Origin of the sequence: Paenibacillus sp. FSL H8-0261 (assembly GCF_045040645.1) — a bacterium.
Classification (GTDB): domain Bacteria; phylum Bacillota; class Bacilli; order Paenibacillales; family Paenibacillaceae; genus Paenibacillus_AQ.
The window spans coordinates 2,197,843-2,218,264 of record NZ_CP150297.1 but is presented as its reverse complement, the minus strand read 5'-3'; the positions used below and the strand labels follow the sequence as shown (position 1 = coordinate 2,218,264).

Sequence of the window (20,422 nt, the reverse complement as noted above, 5' to 3'; positions counted from 1 at the left end):
CCTGCAGATTTGCGTAATGGTGATGTAAACATTCTCTATGCAGTAGCAGGAGTAATTTTCACAAATATAAATCGTGTAAGAGGCCCGACTAATAGAATTTGCAGTGGAAGTGCAACAATGAAATTCTTACCTATCGCAGACAGATAAGCCATCGGTAGTTCTGAGGTGAACCCTACATGAAGAAGTGCGCCATAGAAGGACATAAACAGCACCATTCCGGTCACCATAAAAAAGGAGATGAACATGATTTTTTTGATCATCGGATCATTCTCTTTTACCAGCTTATGTGCGATCCCTTTCGCAACTTTCCCTACAATAAAGACATCCAGAATAAATGCAACTACAAACGCAGGTACGTAGCCGATGATCACATCTTTAACTAACGTACCTGACCAGCCCTTCATCAGCGCTACATTGTAAATGCTCATACCCAGCACCATCAAAGCACACATGATGAATGTAAATAATAATGCTTCTTTTTTGTTTCTTCCCATCTTCAAGCTCCTTTTATCTTTCAGTATTGTCAACCTGGATTACAATATCACAGCCATTCCAACTAAGTCAACCAAGTTGACAATGAATACAAATGACTTATACTTGGATTAATGAGCGATGATTTAGGAGTGTTCACATGGATAACCATCTGCAAGAAATGAATCTTATTGATTTACTTAGTGAGAAACATCTAGCCCTACGTAAAATAGTGACTGACCAAGACCCGGACCAAATTAATAAGACTGAATCCCATATCCTAGCAGTTCTTGAAACACATCAAATGCTCACGATCTCGGAAATCAGTAGAATTATTCATATTTCAAGACAGGGTACGCATAAAAGTATTCAAGGACTGTTATCCCGCAACTATGTAGAAGCCGTGGAGGTCAAAGGAAATCAACGTGACAAAAACATCATCCTTACCCAGAAGGGTATCGAATGCAATCAAAGAATGATGATCACCAAAATCGAATTAGAGCAAAGAATCGCTAACAAGCTTGGGGCAGCTAACGTAGAGCATCTCAAATCTTTGTTAAAAGAGGAATGGCTCTAAGCTCAAGCAAAAAAGACGCAGGGCTCTCCACCCTGCGTCTTTAAAAATCTTCAATTATTTTCCGGGAAATTGTCGTTAATTAGCTGTCAAAGCACTGTTTGCCGCGCTCTCCCCGCCAAGACGACCTGAGGTAAAGGAGTACCCAATACCAACGCCGTTTCCAACATAAGTATCGTTAAACAACACGCCTTCAGATTCAAGACCCACAGCAAACAATCCTTTCACTGGCGTCCGTTTATCATTCAGAACTTGGAACTTTGTATTTACTAGCAAGCCCCCAACAGAACCCAAGTTATTGATTTCAGCAATGATTGCATAATATGGACCTTCTTCACCCATAGGTTCTAAATACTCAGCAGCTTTACCAAATTCAGAGTCAACACCAGTTTTTGTCGCTTCTTTATAACTATTGTAATTTTCTACAAACACGACAACATCCATTCCTGCATTCGTAGCTAATTCTTCAATCGTATTTCCTTTGAAGCCATCTCCGTTCTCCACCATCGAATCAAATACTTTCCCGACATTTGCCCAAGGGTTCTCAAGTGTAAATTGATCCGCAAATTCAGCATAGAATTCCGGTGGCATTCCTGGAAGACTTGGTGCATGAACACCGTTCATTCCTTTGGTCTGAAGTGCATCCAATTGGGATTTCGAGACAATAACCATATGATAGGGTCCATTAAATGCACTTGTATTCGCTGCTGCAACCGAAGTTAGAGTCGCTGCTTCATCTCTAAATCTTGCGCCAGAAGTACCTACATTCATGAAATTCGGAAGATAAGTCAACATTAGTGGATAACTTGCTTCAAAAGGCTCATATTGTGCTTTTAGACCTTGTGTTGCTCTAGCTAATGTTTGGTGAAGCATTTGTCCACCGAAGTTGTCCGGTACCTTAGCTCCAGCTTCCCATGCCATTTCGAGACCTTCCCCTACGTTTTGTCCTAATCCACCGTTAACCCCTTCGAAACCAAAAGCCTCTTTAACCATCTCTTTATTTGCAGCATAACCACCCGTTGCCATTATGACACTCTTCGCTGAGATTTCTAGCGTTGTACCGTCTGCTTTCTCAGCGACTACTCCCGTAACTTCTCCAGCTTCATTCGTAATCAGCTTCTTGGCAGTCGTTTCTGTGATCACTTGTCCGCCATGTTGTTCAACCGATTCGGACAACATTTTCCGAAGGGTCTCTTCACGGGTTTCATAAGCCGGCAGCACATGTAGTTGTTCACCGAAGAAGTTCAGGAAGCTAGTTTTATATCCTTTTTCGGCTAACCAATCGTAAGTTTCACCGGATTTAGTAACATATTGTCTAATCGCTGCTGCATCCACTCTCCAGTGATTGTTGACAATCCAATCCGCAATTTCTTTTTCCACATTTACTTTTAGATTATTACTAGTAGCAGCAGAGGAGTTGTAGAACTTACCTGCCCAAGACAGATTACTTGCGCCCCCGATGACACCAGTTTTTTCTATAATAATAACCTTCGCACCTTTATCAGCTGCTGTAACCGCCGCAGATACACCGGATGCTCCAGCGCCCACTACAACAACGTCGGTTTCCAGTTTTTCTGTTTTCCCTTCACCGGCTTTTTTGACACCTCCAGCTTTAAGGACTTCTAGATTACCTCCACCTTTGGTTACGGCATCCTCTACAGCGGCAAGCATGGCTTCACTGGAAAGACTGGCACCACTAACAGCATCAACCACCAAGGTTTGTCCTTCTAGAATTTGTTCTTTCATTTTTTCAAGTGCGCTATCGCCTAGGCCCCCTGTTTCCGACTGGCTTACAATCTTAATATCTTTAATTTTATCGGGCTCATCCATAGTTACTTCTACCTTAATAATTCCCTCTTTACCTTCCGCTTCCCCAATGAACGTACCCGCTTTAAAGGACGATGACGACGAATTAGCCGACTCCCCATTTCCCGTACATCCGCTCAGCATGGAAACGATCAGCACCATACAAAAAGATAACATGAGCATTTTCTTGACGAAATTTCTGTTACGCATTCTGTTCTCCCCCAGTGTCTAATATCTTATAACCTGAAACCGATAACGTGATAATTTTCACAAAGTTAATTGTTAATCAACAACGTAATCCGACAGGCTATATACCGAAGTGTAAACCTTGGTGCTGCACCAAGGTCAATGTATACTTTGTCCAACTAGAAAAAAACACCCGCTCAAAGAGCAGATGTTTAATAAGAGAAGCTATTGGATTGGGATATTCACTTCCAAATAAGATCTATTCTGGCCTTCAATTTTCTCAGTAAGCAATAATTTCCCGACCACATCTCCCGTTATGGCATAATGATTAGCCTCAATATAGTCGATCATGAACTGCAAAGAGTTCTTCGTGATATATTTTTCATCCGGACATAATATGGTAGCTGAGATACAATGACTTGGGCTAATATACTCTGCATATTCTTCGCTATCCATTTCGAATTTTTGCGCTTCTTCCTCTAGTAAGGTAAGGCCCCAGCTGTAATCAAAATTATTGTTTTCGCTGACAAAGTTATCTGTATCTTCAATTCTAAAAGAATAAAATGCATAAGGAAGTAAATCCATCCAAGTGTTGACCAAGTTTTTAACCATATCATTTTTTATTAATGCATTCTTATCCGTTTGCTTTAGTCTGTACATACCTGGCAGTTGTTTAAGTTTACACGTATATAAAGAGGACTCTAATCCCCTGAGTTCTTTATGAATTTCATTCATCTTATTAAGCAGCATCGTCTTCTGCTTGATCTCTTCTTCTAAATTCAACGCTGTTTCTTGCATCCTACCCATAACTTGCTCTAAAGAAGACTCCTTCATGAGGTTTGCCACTTCCGGTAATGGAATTCCCATACTTCTGTACCATCTACTCATAAGCAAATCTCTTGCATCTAAATCATTAAAATATCTGTAATTATTGCTGTTATCTTTAGTGGGTCTAACAATATCATGTTTCTCGTATAACCTCAGCGTATCCGCAGTCACACCGAGAATGGAAGCAAATTCCCCTATGCAATATTTCAACTGATGTCCCTCCATCCATATCATGCATACCCAGCCACATGAAATGATACACAGAAGGACCATTTTTAGATATGAAGTAGTTCATTTCTTACGATTCTAATGTATGCAAAAGATCACGCCAGACCAAACCAGTGAACTAATGTAAATCCAACTAAGGACAACAAGACCGAACCTATAAGCCCTGCTGCAAAAGACTTCATCCCCAGTCGTCTAAATGCCGCCAAGTCAACGTTTAAACCAAGTCCAGCCATCGCCATAGCGATTAGCATATAAGCTATCGTTACAATTCCATTTGCCACTGATGCTGATACGATCCCTAATGAATTCACACCACTGACGAGTAAGAAGCCTAGAATAAACCAAGGAATAGGAATGCTTTTCCATGAGGCTTTAGACTGTCCACCTTGCACTTTTCTTTCTGCACGATTGGTCCAAACCCCAATTAAGATAGCGACAGGAACGAGTAAGGCCACCCGAGTCAATTTAACGATAACCGCCATATCTACTGCTGCGCTCCCACCTGCATCTGCTGCTGCGATGACGTGAGCAATTTCATGTAAGGTAGCTCCAGAGAAAACCCCATAGCCTAGATTCGATAAGCCTAGTAAAGGATACAAAAAAGTGTATAGCAACGTGAATATTGTACCTAATATTGCAACTATCGCTGCGCCAATCGCAGTTTCGTCGTCTTTGGCTTTGATTTGTGGAGCAATCGCCACCACCGCTGCCGCACCGCAGATCGCTGTTCCGCAGGCTGTTAAAATACTGAGTCGCTTATCAACCTTGAATAGTCGGGCAAGTCCGTATACAACAGAGATCGTAAATACGATCACAATCACAGCCAGTAGAAATACCCGTGGACCTGCAGCAACAATATCCATTAAATTCAACCGCATACCGAGCAGGATAATCCCTAGACGTAGCAGCTTTTTGCTGGAAAAATCAGTGCCATAGGTGATCGTACCCGGCACTCCAACGGTTGCCCGCCAAATAATTCCGATTAAGATGGCAATGACCAATTGGCCCATAATAGAGAGAAATGGAAAGCCTGCTAAATATTTTGCGACTAATGCAATGATTAAGGTTAACCCAATCCCAAGTGCAAAACCAACTTGTTTCTTATTGTTCGATTGGTATAATCCCTGTGAATCCCCCATGTCGTGTACACCCCTTGTATGAATCTCTAGATGACGGAGGTATGTATTTCCCTTCCCCCATGAATCAACAATAATACGCCATGGCTCGAAAGTTAAATACCAATATACTATCCGTAAGATTAGTATTCCTTATGCTTGAATCCTTGCAAAAACTCATTTATGTACATGAGCGCCATTTCATTATTAAATGTTATTCGCTCTCCCCATCTGCGACTGACAATGGTCCGGTATACACTTATCCAATCCATGACCGAATTAGTGAATTCCTGTTAAAGTACATCAAATGTTCTGATATCCTCTTTCACATCGGTAAATACTGCAAAAATACAGCAATCCCCCCGCTTATCACTTGAAAATGAATTCTGACGCAAGTATTACTGCAGATCCGCATGAATAAGTCGGTTAGCGATTGCTTATATAAATAAAAGATGTATTTTTGCAGGTTTATCCTCTACCCGTCATCTCAATTAGCTACTTTATTTCCTCACATTCACACAAAAAAGCTCCTTCGAGAAGGAGAATGCCGAAGCATCCACCTCTCCAAAAGAGCAATTGTGTTCCTATATTAATTTTTTAAATTTACACTTCAAGCTTCTGGAGCTTAGTTCCCTTCGGGAGTACAGAAGTTATATACTCGTGAACGGGATGTTGTCCTTCAGCTTCCGCAAGTACCGTCACAATTCCTTGGTCCGTACCCGTTCTGATCAGACGTCCCATTCCTTGTTTAAGTCTTAGCAGCATGTAAGGTAAATCCACATCTTCAAAAGGATTGGAAGTCTCCGCACGTTTTGCCATAAATACAGGGTCAAGCGGAGGATAAGGCAGCGACCAAATGATCACATTAGATAGTGAAGGTCCTGGTATATCTAATCCTTCCCACAGCGTCACCGCACAAAGCACACTATGCTCATCCCGCTGAAAAGCTGAGATCAGATAGCTGATCTCTTGATCCCCCTCATAGAGGAAAGAATACTTGCTGGATTCTGCTCTCTGCGAGCTGAGCTGCTTGAACTGCAGAAGTTCTTCGCGAGTACGGAATAACAACAGGGCTCTTCCTTCTGTCTGCTGGATAAGCTTCAGGGAGATCTTCATTTTCTCAGCAAAATCACCGCTCTGAAGCTCAGGTACATAGATACTCATCTGGTGCTCATAATCATAAGGTGAGTCTACAGAGAAAGACAGGAAGTCGTGTATCCCAAGACTATCCTTCAAGTATTGGAATGATTTATCCACGGATAATGTAGCCGAAGAGAATACGATTGGCATTTTTTGCGTGAATAAGCTGTCTTGAAGTACTTCCTTAACATTACGCGGCATGACCGACAGCGTTAAGCCATCGCTATCTTCTGTCGCCCAGCAGATTAATGCACCTGAATCCTCAAACAACCTCAATGCGATCTCTATGGTCTCCAAACGTTCTTCCACAATCCGCAATTGATATTCATCAATCGTGTACAGTCCACTTTCGAATACTAATTCTTCTTCAATAGCGGCAATTACACTACGCATGCGATGCACCTCACGGATTAGCGATGCATTTAGCTCAATGCTTTTTCGATCCGATCCAGGAATGGTGCGGCATTGACGACGAATGTGTTTAAACATTTGCTCACTTTGCATAATCGCTTCATCGATAAGAACAGCAAGCGTTTCACGAATCTCATTCTGTAACAGACGAGAGATTAGTTCTTCAAAGACAACATGCTTCATTTTATAGCCTAACGCCTTCATGGCGGCAGATTCTAACAAATGCCCTTCGTCAAACACAACTGCACAATGCTCTGGAAGCAGAGGAATTTGACCCTCTCGTTTACGCGCTTCATAAGTCCAGACATGCTCCATGTAATAATCGTGGGAACAAATGATCAGGTCGCTTGATTTCCGGTAATGATCACGGGACAACGTTTGTCCACAGCGATGACGCATATCACAAGTAAAACAATCCTGAAACGTATCCCAGTTGATCTTATTCCATTGTTCATCATTCAGATCTGGATAATCCCTACGGTCGCCATAGGCATGGAACTGCTGCATCGGTGCATGAGAATGTACAAAATCAGGTAAAGTACCATATAAACTCTCCAGCGGCAAGCTCCCATCATCATTGTTGCGAGCATGATCCAGCTTTTTCAGACACATATATTTATCTGGAGATTTCGCTAGTCTGGCATCAATATTCATATTCAGATGCTTCGCAAGCTTGGCAATATCACCCTCTGGCTTCACCAACTGCTCAATCAAGGACTCGTCCGCACAGGCGATAATCGCAGGTTTGCCCATATACCGTGCATAACAAATGCTATACAACAAATACACTAAAGTCTTACCCGTACCGACCCCTGCCTCAGCAAAAATCGTCTTCTTCTCAGCAAAAGCTCGCTCCACCTGAAACGCCATGTAAATCTGTTCATCACGAACTTCAAATCCTGCCTCAGGAAGAATTTCATAGAATACATCGCCGACCCATTCCCCTACTTGCTCCATAAAAGGTCTGGTCCGATCATATTCAAAAGGATACTGTGTCGCCAACAAGCCTACCTCCAATATTTGATCAGGCATATCACGTTATGCCATGAAAAATAGAATCAACGGAAAAACTCTATTATCTCATAAGATTGGAGTAATTACAAAGTAGTTCATTCGAAAATATGTTAGATATCGAGTTTACGAGTACCAATCCATTTCACCATTTCAGGATCCCGATGTGAAAAGAACAAACTCTGATTCGTATCTAACGTAGCAATGGATGCCATATCCTCTTGGCTTAATTCAAAATCAAAGATATTGAAGTTTTCGATAATTCTTTCTTTACGAACTGACTTCGGAATCACAACGATTTCTCTTTGTGTGAGCCACCGTAAAATCACCTGAGCCACGGATTTATTATACTTTTCAGCTATGGATACCAGTAACTCATTCTGGAACAAATTATTTTTCCCTTCAGCAAAAGGTGCCCATGACTCGATTTGAACATTATTTTTAGTCATAAATTCCGCATTTTCGATTTGCTGGTTGAAAGGATGCGTTTCAACCTGATTTACAGCTGGGACTACTTCATTATGAAGAATTAAATCAATCAAACGATCCTCATGAAAATTACTAACGCCGATAGCACGGATCTTGCCCTCACGATATAATTCCTCCATAGCTCGCCATGAGCCAAACACATCGCCAAATGGCTGATGAATTAAATACAAGTCCAAATGATCAAGCTGTAATCGGTTCAGTGATTGTTGAAATGCTTTCTTTGTGCGTTCATAACCCGTATCTTGAACCCAAAGCTTTGTAGTGATAAATAATTCCTCTCTTGCCACGCCACTCCGTTTAATCGCCCTGCCAACTGCTTCTTCATTTAGATAAGAGGCGGCAGTATCAATCAGGCGATAACCTGCCATAATAGCGTCATAAACGCTTTGCTCACATTCATTTGCATCTTGAATCTGATAAACACCAAAACCGAGTATAGGCATTTCAACATTATTGTTCAAAACTACTTTTTGCATAATATTACCCTCCAAGTTTTCAATGATTAAGTGTAAATCCTCTTTCTGTTTGCATATCCTTATTATGTACCTGATGACAAAGCGACCGTTATCCCATTCTTGCCAAATGTTTGCCTAATCCTCTCACTAACACTTATGTAAGGGATGAATATAGACTATAATCAGACTATAAAGAGATAACGAAATGAGAGGATCAAATGCCTGAAATAATCACTAAACAGCAGAATGAACTCGTAAAAATCATTGACCATTACACAGAAAAAGATGGTGTTCACCAAACTGCTATTCCCTCTTTATTTTTCATGCGTGACTCGAATGCGTCCATACCAAGGCATGGAGTTTACAAACCTTCCTTATGTTTGGTGGTACAAGGGGCTAAGGAGGTATGGCTGGCACAGGAGCGTTTTAGATACACCCCCTCCGATTACCTCATTGCATCCGTTCACCTGCCAGTTACCGCCCAAGTCACTGAAGCCACTTCCGATGTTCCATACTTAGGGTTCAAGCTTGAATTTACACCAAGTCAAATTTTAGAGGTTTTACAGGAATCTGAAGTTCGAGTTTACGCTAAAGAAAATCCTAAGCGAGCTATGTTTGTTAGCCAGATGGAGTCTTCCTTAATGGATGCGGTCCTACGGTTAGCTCGTTTGTTAGATCAGCCTAAAGACATTCCAGTGTTAGCTCCATTATTTACAAAAGAGATTCTTTATCGGGTGCTACAAGGGCAAAATGGGATTGCATTGGAGCATATTGTAATGGAAGGAAGCTCAACTCATCTAATCAAAGATGTTATTGAACATATCATGAATAACTATGCTAGTTCTTTTAAGATTGAGGAGCTTGCCGAAATAGCGAATATGAGTGTTTCTTCGTTTCATCGGTACTTTAAAGAAGTAACTGCAATGAGCCCTATTCAGTTCCAAAAACATCTGAGACTTCAGGAAGCCCGCCGGTTATTACTAACCGAGTCAGCAGATGCCACCGATGTGGCATTTCGAGTAGGCTATGAAAGTCCTTCGCAATTTAGCCGTGAGTATTCCCGCATGTTTGGTTTTCCTCCTAAACAGGATGTAAAGCGTCTGAAGGCATAACACGTTTAGATAAAACCTAATCTTAAATAGTAACTGACCCAAATAAGGGCGAGCATAGCTAACTGTAAGAAACGATAACTTAGTAAGACTAGTAGGCAGCCGGTCATCACGACAGCCAGATGCCGCAAGCTTGCAGGTCGATCAATACCTCGTAGGGTGCCAATAACGGAACTTCCGTCGTTGCGACTCTGAAATTCTGCGGTCCAAAGACTCTAATTTGTTTCATATGCCCCTCCATTAAGTAGTTCAATTATTTTGTTAGTTTTATTATGTAATAACAACATTAAAATAACTAACAATATGCTATCAAATTTATTATTTACAGTGTAAAATAGGATATAATCTATCTTTATTCTGATAGCATTAGCAAATTAACTACTGATTACAAGGAGGGCTTATTATGGTAAACGTACAAGGACGATGGGCACTTATTACGGGGGCAAGCAGAGGCGTCGGTTATGAGACAGCGATTTTCATGGCCAAGCAAGGGTGTAACCTTATTCTACATAGTCGAAACTTAGAACATACCAAGAAAGTGAAGGAAGAGGTACAAGCGCTTGGTGTTGATGCATATTGCGTACAAGCCGAGCTTGCCAATCACGAAGAAGTAGTTGCCATGCTAGATGACATTGAAGCTAAAGAAATCCCTGTTGATATTATTTTCAACAATGCAGCCGTGCAAATCGCTTACAGAAGAGATTACTGGCAAACTCCTGTGGAAGACTTCGATTTGAGCTTCCGAATTAATTTCATTTCCATTGCGACGATTTGCCACCGATTGATTCCTAAGATGATTGAACGGGGCTTCGGACGTGTCATCAATACAACAAGCGGAATTAAGAATGAACCAGAGCAGGCAGGATATGCAGCAAGCAAAGCAGCCCTTGATAAATTTACGAAGGATTTAGCATCGAGGCTGGAAGGCACCAACGTTATGATTAATATTACGGATCCAGGGTGGTGCAGAACCGATCTAGGAGGCCCGAACGCACCTGGAGCAGTGGAGAACGTTATTCCCGGAATCGCGGTAGGTGCTTTTGTGGATGACAAGAAGAGCGGACGATTCCTCCATGCGCAGAATTTTACTGGCATGACATTGGAAGAAGCCGTTGCCAAAGCGGAAACAATCGAAGCTAATCCCTATATTATATAATCTATTAATTCTAGAAGGCCAGTGAGCTCAAAAAGAAGCCAAGAACAATTTTTGTTTATGGCTTCTTTTTGGCGGGTCATAAGCAATGGAGTCAAATCCTGATTTGTAATTTTGAATTTTCATTTTAACTTTCGTGGACATTTGCATCCAATCAGTTTCGCATTTAATTAAACTTATTGAACGAATGTATTTTATTTGTTTAATGATGGCTAGTTTTCAATCGCATTGTATTCATTCTTCTTAGACAAAATAAAAACTCCCCTTCAAGTAACGGTTATTAATTAAACCCTTGTCTACTTGAAGAGGAGCTTATCAAAATCGGTAGCCTGTTACGTAATTTATAATAGTGAGGTTACGAACTTCACCTCCGGAAAGCCGCTATTCGGTCCTTTCATTAAGATTCCGCCTTTATTTTTCAGATACATATCGAAGAAATCAAGCATATAGGCATTAATAACGGAGTTTGCTCTTTCGGGAGCAATCTTTCCGGTAACGCCCAGTATTTTGAATATCGGAGTAATGAACTGTACGTCGGTGAAATTCAAATGCTCCGTATTTTCGATATAGAGAACCTGTCCCCCTTCGTCGACTGTCTGGCGCATCCGTTCAAGTTCTAACTTTTTATCTTCCGTTACTTTATCCTCCCACTCTCTTGTTGAGCCCATACGGTTAAGCTCTGAATCCGTGTAGACCCGGTTATCCATCACCATTTTTAATTTTTCAAATTCGCTTTCCGAGTGGATGAACAAAAACGGCTTACGCAGACCCTCTCTTTCACGCAAACGATAAAGCCCTCCATCAAAGTCTATTCCAACCGCGATTCGCGGATCGTAAGAGGCGTCATAGGCCGTCGCTCCGCCGATGGAATGACCGAATACACCGACATTGCCGAGATCAATTTTCCCTTTTAGATGACTTGGAATCTTCCCCGATTGGATGAGCTCGAATTGGTCCAGCACAAACGCCACATCGTCGGTTAAAACTTTACCCAACTTGTCGCGATTACCTCTTTCCGTCTGGTAATCATGGTCAGGCGAGAATAAATCGTTAGTTGTGCTGGTCGTGATTCGACCGTCTGGAAACTTGGTTGCAAATGTATTGTAGGTGTGGTCAATCACTGCCACGATATATCCGTGACTCGCGAGATATTCAGCTTGCGCCGTGTGGAGGAACCTGGAAGAGCCGAAGCCGGGATTCGCAAGGATCAGTGGGTATGAAGTCTGTGCAGAAGAGACTTCAGCCCCCGAATAAGCCTGACTGGATACGTACTTTAGGTGTTGTAAAGTAAACCCGGGAAGGCCATAGTTCGTAGCCATATAACGTAAAATCTGGGTATCTGGAATAAAGGGAGCGTACTTGCCAGTGCCATCTTGAGCCGGATACCATACCTGAACCATCAATTCTCTCTTGCCTGTCGCGGTTTTGCTAAATGTTTCCTCCCGGTTTTGGTCTATGAAATGAAAGATTTTCGTGCCTACCTGCAACTCGCCGGTTGGCGCCGGAAAGTCGAATACAGGAAACACATATAGGAAGCACCCCGTTACGATTAGCCCAATCACGATAAAAAGGCGGCCCAGCACCCTACGAATTCGCGAGGCAGTCCGAGCGACGTTCGGCTTTATGAAAACGTCTATAAGCGAAAGCATAAGCATCAGGATCGTAAATCCGTATAAAAATACAAGCTGAACCCTGTATCCTTCGACAAGCAAATGTATCACTAAAAAAATGGAGCCTGCTCCGCTTGTCAGGAGCAAAGCAGATCTTCGAATACGTTGATTTAAAATGAACAGGAGTGCCAAAAAACTAACATTTGAAAAGAATAACAGCATTTCAAAAAACCTCACGACCAACTCCCCCTTAAAAATAATCCTATCAATGGGTTAGTATAGAGGAGCTGCTAGGTTGATGCCATTGATCTAGATGACATTTACCTAACACTTTTGTAAGGTTTCGTGACGATGGCGCAGTGCAATATGCTGTTATGTAGGGGAAAGAAAAGCCCCTTCCGCCGCATGTCATGCCCAAGGGATTTTGACAAATTTAATTACTGAACATGTATTTCTGATTTGATATCATGTTGACTTAAAAATTTCATTAAATCATTACTAAGCTGCACAATCTCATTGTTAGCATTATTCGCATAATCCGGCAACATCATATCTCTAACCATTTTAGTTCGTAGCCATGTCATAAAGAAAAGATCCAACAATAAGTTTGGAAATTTAAGCACCATTTTAAGCATTGGTGGGTCAATTAAAACACCAGCTTTTTGTATTGCCCTTAGATATGCTTTTAAAGTGACTGTTATTTTGCGTGCCGTCTTTCTGGTTCTGGCTGTTTTTTTGTCAATGATCTTATTTTCTGAATGCAAAAAGCTCAACAAGGCAATGTCTGATACGGAATGTGTGATTAGATACGACTGCATATCCTTTTTAATAACGTAGGGAAGCTTTGCTAATTTAAATAATTTTGCGAGGTTTTCTATGCGTTCTGTCACTACACCATTAATTTCTCCAAATGCAGTTGCCGCTATAATCTTTGGTAGAAATCGAGCATGCAATACTTCATCTTTAATCTGTCCACCGAAGCCAGGAAAAGCTGGTAAAAGTCTATCCCCTACGATATCCAGCCACGAAGAAAATCCAATTGAATTACTAGTCATCGTAACTATATTTTTGCTTTGATTATCTTTGAGCGCTAACAACACTGCTTCGGACCGATCATAACGAACGGTAACGAAAATAAAATCGTATACATCGTCATTTTCGAGCGTATCAATGACATTCACTTGTATCGATCTAACTGTACCTTTTTCTATATACTGCAGGCCATTTTCTCTTAATGATTTATATCTATTCGAATGTGCAAACAAGCTAACGTCAAACCCAGCTTCAATAAGCTTAATTGCGTACATGCTCCCGATGACACCTGCACCAAAAATTAAAATTCTATCTTGTTTTGCTGACATATAAACCACCCCTACTTATTAATATTCCCTTTTGATTATCCGACAACATGTTGTATGATGTGATTATAAATCTTCATTATTCCTTGATCAACCATCAGTTTTTTATGATTTGTCGGATGATATTCTTATTCACTAGTAGGAGGGAAACATGAAAAAGCAACCCCAAATAACGGAGAAAACAAAACAAAAGTTTGTAGAAGTTTTTTGTGAGTTATATAGCCAAAAGCCGATTGAGAAAATTTCGATTCAGGAAATTTCGAATAAGTCAGGATATAACCGCAGCACCTTTTATCAATACTTTACTGACATTTACGAATTGTTAGACTCTGTTGAAAATGACCTATTGAATGAAATGAAAAAAGAATTGGCAAATAAAGAGCTATCGTTGGATACGGTTCAAGACACGCTCTATTGTCTGGATAAAAATGAACATCTCCTGGTTCTTAATGCCCTTTTGGGTGATTATGGAAGTGCCCGTTTTTTAAAACGCTTAAAAAAAGAAATCACTTTGGATCAATTAGAATTAAACGTTCCGCAAAACCAATCCTTAACGCCATACTTCATTGAGTTTTACCTGACAACTGCCCTTTCTTTATTTCGTCTTTGGCTCCAGCGTCAAAAGGATTTATCGTCAGAAGAATTTTTCAAGTTAGTAGAGAACCTATATTCAAGAGGGATTACACCCTATTTTAAAGAATGAGTCTGGCATTCAAAATAAATCCATATGTTGTAAAACAATAAAAAAGCGCGCATAGGCTTGTTTACACAATATACTCCATAAAGACTGACCTACTCTTAATGGTCCGCATTCTGTAAATACAGACTTCTGCAAGTTTTTCTTCAGAGAAATTGCCTCTATTTGTGATACGGTTCACCGCGCTGTCTGTAACGGCAAGTTTTTGAGCCATCCTTTGCGGGAGTGTCGTATTTTTCCAAATACGCAGTCCCGCCGACACGTGCCCACCAGCAAATCCGGTCAACTAATAGCCGAGATATTGGATATATTCCGCCTGACATGTGATGGGGTCCAAGCTAAACAAGCCCGGCACAGTGTTTCGTGCATGGGCTTGTTTTGTTATTTGGGATGAGAACCCCATATTAGGCTTTACGTATGCTAATGGATCAGCTGCCATAAACTTCGAACTCATAAAGAGAATACCAGTCGCCTGTGCCTCGATCTGTCGCATGCATCCTTATATACCTTGCATTTACCGGTTCAAAGTAGATATCGTCTATACCACCGTCTCCATTCGTTGTCATGTATATATCCGTCCAGTTGGTTGCATCGTTCGACACCTGAATCTTATAGCCCTTAGCATGAGCATACTCCCAGTTGAGTTTGACATTGTTGACGCGGGTTTCCTGTCCGAGGTCTACATAGATCCATTGCGGATTTGAATACAGGCTGGCCCATCTTGTCGTTACATTACCATCCACCGCTTTATCGGCCGTTAATGTGGATGTCTCGTTGGAAGAGGATGTTGCCGATTTGTTTAACGCTAGATTCGGTTTGCCATAAACCTGGAATTCATATAAAGAATAGCCATAGAAGGAGTAAGCTCTTTGGGTTCCGTACATTCTTACATACCTTGCATTTACGGCAGTAAAGAATATATCGTCAATCCCCCCGTCTCCATTCGTTGTCGTATACACATCCATCCAGTTGACAGTGTCATTCGATACTTGAATCTTGTAGCCTTTGCCATAGGCAAGCTCCCAATTCAATATAACTCGATTTATGTTATAAGCTTGCCCAAGGTCGATCGTAATCCATTGCGGGTCTGCAAACTGACTGGCCCATCTTGTCGTCACGTTACCGTCAACCGCATTATTCGGAGAAAGAGCTGCCTCTTGATTGGAAGATGACGTAGCTGTATTATTTAACGCCAAATTTGTTGTAGTAGCGGATCCGACGCTGTCTCCATATACTTGAAACTCATAAATAGAGTAACCATAGCTCGTGCCCCTCTCTGTTGCGTGCATTCTCACGTATCTTGCCGTTGTAGGCACAAAGCCTATATCGTCTACACCTCCGTTGCCTGTCGTTGTCGAATACACATCGGTCCAATTGACCGCATCATTCGATACTTGAATTTTGTAGCTCTTGCCGTAAGCATACTCCCAGTTAAGTTTAATGCGTTTGATGTTATTAGCTTGCCCGAGATCGACGTAAATCCACTCTGTACTTGAATACTGTTGGCTTGACCACCGTGTACCCGGCAAATTGTCAACAGCTTTAGCAGCGGATAGAGAAGAACTTTGGTTGGATGAGGCTACTGCCGATTTACCGCTTGCAAGATTAACTGGAATGGTATACGTTCCTTTAACAAATTTGTAGATATCTTCATACATCTGTCTCCCGTCATAAACTCCGTTTACACCGTTGTTATTCTTGTTTTTATACAAGTTGTATATCCCAAAAATATCTTGATACCAACCCTTGACCGCTCCCGTCATGTATCCGTATTCTACGCCGGCCTTTAAGTAATTATCGAATCTGTTTTTAAAATCGGGGTCGAACATCGCTCTTTCGTCAAACTCCATTTCGATGCCCTTATTATATGTTTGAGCTTGGGTCGATACATTCGTCATTCTCGAATAATCAGTCTCCGGAACGAAATAGTGATTGGGCTGCTGGATGCTAAAATCGATTGCATAATTATTCCGGTTGTTGCTTTGTCCGGCACCAAAGTATGGAATCCAGGCAAGTTTCAGACCAAGCGTATGAAGATAGTTACCAGAGTTATTAATTGCATTTACTTCACCCGGATTGCCGGGATCAATATCTTCATGGAACCAGTAGAAGCCTTTTAATTCAAGGTTGCTGTATTGGGCTTGATTCCATCTGCTTAATACGGTGTCGATATACCATTTGGTTACCTTCGTCATATTGCTAGGCATCGAATTCAGATTTTCGCTGATTCCGTCGTTATCGACATCTCCGAAATTGGTGATTTCGCTATTAGGATAAGGCAGCATAATATATACTTTGGATTTGTAATTTGTTAGGTTTAGTGTGGTTGCAACTTGCTGGGTTGCTTGGTTGAGGGCATCGAGCTGTTGATTAGAGGTGAAAATGCGGTTTATATACCATTCCCAATCCGCCTTATAGGTCCACTTGGCAGGGTCCGCTGTATCACCAAAATCTCTATAGTCAGATGTGTTGATTCCTAGAAATAGAAATGAATCGAAAAAGGTGTCATCCATCACATTATTACTGTTGTAGTGCGCAACATAGGGCAAAAGCGTATTCTTGTCATACGTGCCGATTTCTCTTCCCTCGTATGTCGTTCGTCCACCGTAATATCCAGTATAAAGCAAGGCCATGTTCTTCACATTCCCAGATGCCGCGGTATTTGGTGGGAAATATCCTGTTGCAGCAGCAGCGGCAAGCGGCTGTTCTAAGTTAGACTGGGGTTGTTGCTCGAGATCAGGATCGGACTTTTCTTGTTGTCCCTGCTGATTAGGAACTTCAAGTAAAGGCTGTTGATCCTCCTGCCCCTGCGAAATCTTCGGCGACCTATCCCCTTCTCCCTTCACTACTGATGGTTGAACAGAAAAAACAATCGATAAGATTAACACAAATGATAACAGCAAGGAACTTCGTCTTGGATACCTCTGACTTCGCTTCATCTTTCATCCCCATTTCTTAGGTTTAAATGATTTTAACAAGTCTGGTACATGGTCTTGATCCGAGTGTCCATTTTATCCAAGCTCCAAACGGCCCCTTTACGACTAATTCTATGAGGCAATTTTATGCTTGAAAATAGATATCTGTTTACTTTCATATACACCTTTTTACAAATCAAAAAATGAACCGATGCACCTTTCTCTTGTTTCTTCGAAATGTGACCTACGCACATATATTCAAACCCATACGCCGCAAGGAATTCCAAAAAAAACTTGCCCTTATTTGTGGTACGGTTCTCCGAGATTGATCTTAAACCTCCTACCCATTAGCTTAATGAACCACTCCATTTATTAACAATTATATTGCATATTCCACAAAGAAAAATCTAATGCCATTTTTTTGCGCTATTTTAATCAAATCGGAGCTAACTTTAGAAGAATTAAATAATTTATATTCAAAGTATCGCGAGAATGAGTGGAGCTACGTAGTTGAAAAGCAAGTGAGTAATAACATTACCTTTATTGAACATCGTGATTTGAAATTCAAAGCATTGAAAGCAGAGGAACAACTAATCAGCTATTATATTGTTTATACTTGGGGCAGTAGTGACTATCCATTAAGTGATCTTGATATACGAGGGCATTAACACTTAAAGCAACAAGATATTTTTTTAGTATTAAGTAAAAGGGCGGAGAAGAAATGCATTGGAAAAAGTATTTTATTCTATTGCTACCAACGATAATAATTGGGCTATTTTTATTTTACATTCTTCCAGCAATCCAAAGGCCTTATGTTTTAATAGTTCCTATGGTATTTTGGTTGATCTATTACTTTTGGAGATATATTGAAAGAAAACAAAAGAATAAATGATAAAGCGCTCATTCATTAAAAAACGGCAGCCTAGGACTTTGTTTCACTCGTCCAGGGCTGCCTCTTTTTTTAGACAAGTCAATTACAGTACCTACTTCCAAAAATCCGACCCAGCAAAAACAAACTTTTTATCCAGCGCTTCTCCCCCATCCTCAAAGCAATCTGCCCAAGGAACACGCTTCTTACTTAGGAGCGCAGCATCCTTCACATCATATTCCTGATATCTTACAGTTTGCTCATTCGCTGAGTTATTCCAGTTGTCCCAGCCCAAAGGATGAATATGCGAACCCATCTGACAACCCACAAATACAGTCTTAGCGTACTCACGCCAAGGACGTCCTAGAAACACTGAAGTAATATCAGGGTCGGCTGTTAAGAAGCAATTCTTGAAAATAAAACCATGTGACTGTCGCTCGGGTGTCGAAGCTGCTGTTATATACCCTGCTTGATTCTTGCTATGACGCAAGCTTCGGATCTCACATTGATTGAAATAAGCCGTTGCACCGCCAAAAATAAAATCAACCGTTCCTTCTATATAACAATGCTGATACAACTGGCGATAATGGATATGATGATCTCTCAGTGGAATGCCTCCGAATGCCCCTCGCTCTCGTGGAGCAGGCGGCAAAGGTCCTGTAAATAACGTGTCTTGATACCCTTTGAAGGTACAATGTCTGAACACGGTTTGGTCGCAATGTGCATAAACGGCTACCGCCTGACCAATATGTTCTCCCTGCCCAGCACTGTTGGTAATCACCAGGTTCTCTAAGACCAGGTCGGTACCTCCCAGAAATAACGTTGGTGTAGCAAACGTATTGATTTCTTCACCCGCTTCATCACGCTCTTTGGCATAACGATTCATGGTTATTTCCACGGTTCCAAGTCCAATGATCGTAAGATTAGAACGGTAAATTCTAACTGTCTCATGGTAGACACCTGACAAAATATAGAGCGTATCCGCTTGGCTAATTGGCTCACGCTCTAGCGAATTTATCGCCTCTTGAATCGTGTGATAATCGCAACAGGATTCTTTGCCTACTACTAGCATCGGTGGCTAAGTTCCTTTCTATGGATTTTAGAGATGCTTCGCCAAAAATTGCTGCCATAAAGTCCGCATTTCCAAGGTCTCCATATGCCCACCACTAGAAATGACAGGTTGCCAATGTTCTGATTTCCCTGCCGTTTGATAAGCTTCGGACAGCCCTCTATCCAAGAGTGCTACTCCTTCAGTGGGACATAGCCGATCATTTCTGCCTACTAGGCTCATTCGCGGGCGGGGAACGATCCGCTTTTGAATATCGAGCGTTGTGAAATACTTCAATAACCCGGGCACATAAGAATAGTAACCATGGTGATCTAGTCCTCTTACCGCAATTAGGGTATGTGCATCTACTTGACCACAAATATCGACAATCACCCCGACTCGTTCGTCTAATGCAGCCAGCCACCATGCCATCAAACCACCCATGGACATACCGATTGTTGCGATTCGTGACGTATCAATATCCTCACGTTGGCACATGTAATCTAGCATACGAATATTGTCATATAGCATCATGCCCCACATGACCTGCCCCTGCCACAGCATTTCCTTCACTAACTCACTCTCAGTTCTGCCACCACGCTCATTAAATCCCCACATGTCGATACAGCAAGCAGCGTAACCCATCTCTGTTAAGACTTTAGCAAAAGAGGGCTGTTGCAAATAGGAACTACTCTGAACAAACTCGTTACGTCCATTCGTGTAATTCCCTCCATGAGAATGATTAAAGATAACTAGTGGAAACGGCCCTTCCTTATCCAAAGGGATTGCCACATAAGCCGGCACCTGTTCAATTCCATTAAGATCCAGTAAAAGAGATACCAGACTATATCCGTCCCGCTCCTCTTGGTTCATCACAGTTACGGCAAACGGCTTATCCGACGGAAGATCGCCCAACAGTTCCTTCAGTTTATCACGCTCCATGGTTCCCT

The 20,422-nt window shown here is 41.5% G+C and carries 16 protein-coding genes; 5 read left to right on the top strand and 11 right to left on the bottom strand.

What is annotated here, in order from left to right; genetic code table 11:
* Positions 1 to 35 precede the first annotated feature (35 nt).
* Positions 36 to 494 (bottom strand): DUF2798 domain-containing protein, encoded by a 459-nt coding sequence (locus MHI27_RS09475; protein WP_405176117.1) that lies wholly within the window; start codon positions 492 to 494, stop codon positions 36 to 38.
* Between the two features lie 137 nt (positions 495 to 631).
* On the opposite strand from MHI27_RS09475, the gene MHI27_RS09470 reads away from it, so the two are divergent.
* The gene (locus MHI27_RS09470) at positions 632 to 1,048 is read left to right on the top strand and encodes a MarR family winged helix-turn-helix transcriptional regulator (RefSeq protein ID WP_076283253.1); all 417 of its coding nucleotides are present in this window, start codon (positions 632 to 634) and stop codon (positions 1,046 to 1,048) included.
* A 75-nt stretch (positions 1,049 to 1,123) separates the two neighbouring features.
* On the opposite strand, the gene MHI27_RS09465 is transcribed toward MHI27_RS09470, so the two are convergent.
* The 5 genes from MHI27_RS09465 to MHI27_RS09445 all read right to left on the bottom strand — a co-directional run bounded on the left by MHI27_RS09465 (position 1,124) and on the right by MHI27_RS09445 (position 8,735).
* Positions 1,124 to 3,061, bottom strand: coding sequence for an FAD-binding protein (locus tag MHI27_RS09465; protein ID WP_405176116.1), 1,938 nt, complete (start codon positions 3,059 to 3,061; stop codon positions 1,124 to 1,126).
* 201 nt (positions 3,062 to 3,262) lie between these two features.
* The gene (locus MHI27_RS09460; protein ID WP_405176115.1) at positions 3,263 to 4,075 is read right to left on the bottom strand and encodes a MerR family transcriptional regulator; all 813 of its coding nucleotides are present in this window, start codon (positions 4,073 to 4,075) and stop codon (positions 3,263 to 3,265) included.
* Between the two features lie 113 nt (positions 4,076 to 4,188).
* Entirely contained in the window at positions 4,189 to 5,232 is a 1,044-nt protein-coding gene (locus MHI27_RS09455; RefSeq protein WP_405176114.1) for a YeiH family protein, read from the bottom strand.
* A gap of 579 nt (positions 5,233 to 5,811) precedes the next feature.
* Entirely contained in the window at positions 5,812 to 7,791 is a 1,980-nt protein-coding gene (locus MHI27_RS09450; protein ID WP_339802232.1) for an ATP-dependent DNA helicase, read from the bottom strand.
* A gap of 92 nt (positions 7,792 to 7,883) precedes the next feature.
* Complete coding sequence (locus MHI27_RS09445) at positions 7,884 to 8,735, bottom strand: aldo/keto reductase (protein WP_405176113.1); 852 nt, start codon at positions 8,733 to 8,735, stop codon at positions 7,884 to 7,886.
* Positions 8,736 to 8,932: 197 nt separating this feature from the next.
* Here MHI27_RS09445 and MHI27_RS09440 point away from each other — a divergent pair, with 197 nt between their 5' ends.
* On the top strand, positions 8,933 to 9,826 hold the full coding sequence (locus MHI27_RS09440) for an AraC family transcriptional regulator N-terminal domain-containing protein (RefSeq protein ID WP_405176112.1): 894 nt from the start codon (positions 8,933 to 8,935) through the stop codon (positions 9,824 to 9,826).
* Between the two features lie 400 nt (positions 9,827 to 10,226).
* Entirely contained in the window at positions 10,227 to 10,979 is a 753-nt protein-coding gene (locus MHI27_RS09435; RefSeq protein ID WP_405176111.1) for an SDR family NAD(P)-dependent oxidoreductase, read from the top strand.
* Positions 10,980 to 11,317: 338 nt separating this feature from the next.
* Here the strand turns inward: MHI27_RS09435 and MHI27_RS09430 are convergent, their stop codons facing one another.
* Both MHI27_RS09430 and MHI27_RS09425 read right to left on the bottom strand, forming a co-directional pair.
* A complete protein-coding gene (locus MHI27_RS09430; protein ID WP_405176110.1) occupies positions 11,318 to 12,823 on the bottom strand; it encodes an alpha/beta hydrolase family protein in 1,506 nt (501 codons plus the stop codon).
* A gap of 200 nt (positions 12,824 to 13,023) precedes the next feature.
* A complete protein-coding gene (locus tag MHI27_RS09425; RefSeq protein ID WP_405176109.1) occupies positions 13,024 to 13,947 on the bottom strand; it encodes a ketopantoate reductase family protein in 924 nt (307 codons plus the stop codon).
* A gap of 148 nt (positions 13,948 to 14,095) precedes the next feature.
* On the opposite strand from MHI27_RS09425, the gene MHI27_RS09420 reads away from it, so the two are divergent.
* Positions 14,096 to 14,647 carry a TetR/AcrR family transcriptional regulator gene (locus MHI27_RS09420; protein ID WP_405176108.1) on the top strand — a complete coding sequence of 184 codons (552 nt, stop codon included), beginning with the start codon at positions 14,096 to 14,098 and terminating at the stop codon, positions 14,645 to 14,647.
* A 422-nt stretch (positions 14,648 to 15,069) separates the two neighbouring features.
* Here MHI27_RS09420 and MHI27_RS09415 read toward each other — a convergent pair whose 3' ends face one another.
* Positions 15,070 to 17,580 carry a DUF4855 domain-containing protein gene (locus MHI27_RS09415; protein ID WP_405176107.1) on the bottom strand — a complete coding sequence of 837 codons (2,511 nt, stop codon included), beginning with the start codon at positions 17,578 to 17,580 and terminating at the stop codon, positions 15,070 to 15,072.
* Between the two features lie 386 nt (positions 17,581 to 17,966).
* Between MHI27_RS09415 and MHI27_RS09410 the strand changes: the two genes are divergently transcribed.
* Entirely contained in the window at positions 17,967 to 18,224 is a 258-nt protein-coding gene (locus MHI27_RS09410) for a hypothetical protein (protein WP_405176106.1), read from the top strand.
* Between the two features lie 315 nt (positions 18,225 to 18,539).
* Here the strand turns inward: MHI27_RS09410 and MHI27_RS09405 are convergent, their stop codons facing one another.
* Positions 18,540 to 19,496 carry a pectinesterase family protein gene (locus tag MHI27_RS09405; RefSeq protein ID WP_405176105.1) on the bottom strand — a complete coding sequence of 319 codons (957 nt, stop codon included), beginning with the start codon at positions 19,494 to 19,496 and terminating at the stop codon, positions 18,540 to 18,542.
* A 27-nt stretch (positions 19,497 to 19,523) separates the two neighbouring features.
* Positions 19,524 to 20,414: a dienelactone hydrolase family protein gene (locus MHI27_RS09400; RefSeq protein ID WP_405176104.1), complete on the bottom strand. Its 891-nt coding sequence runs from the start codon at positions 20,412 to 20,414 to the stop codon at positions 19,524 to 19,526.
* Between the last annotated feature and the right edge of the window lie 8 nt (positions 20,415 to 20,422).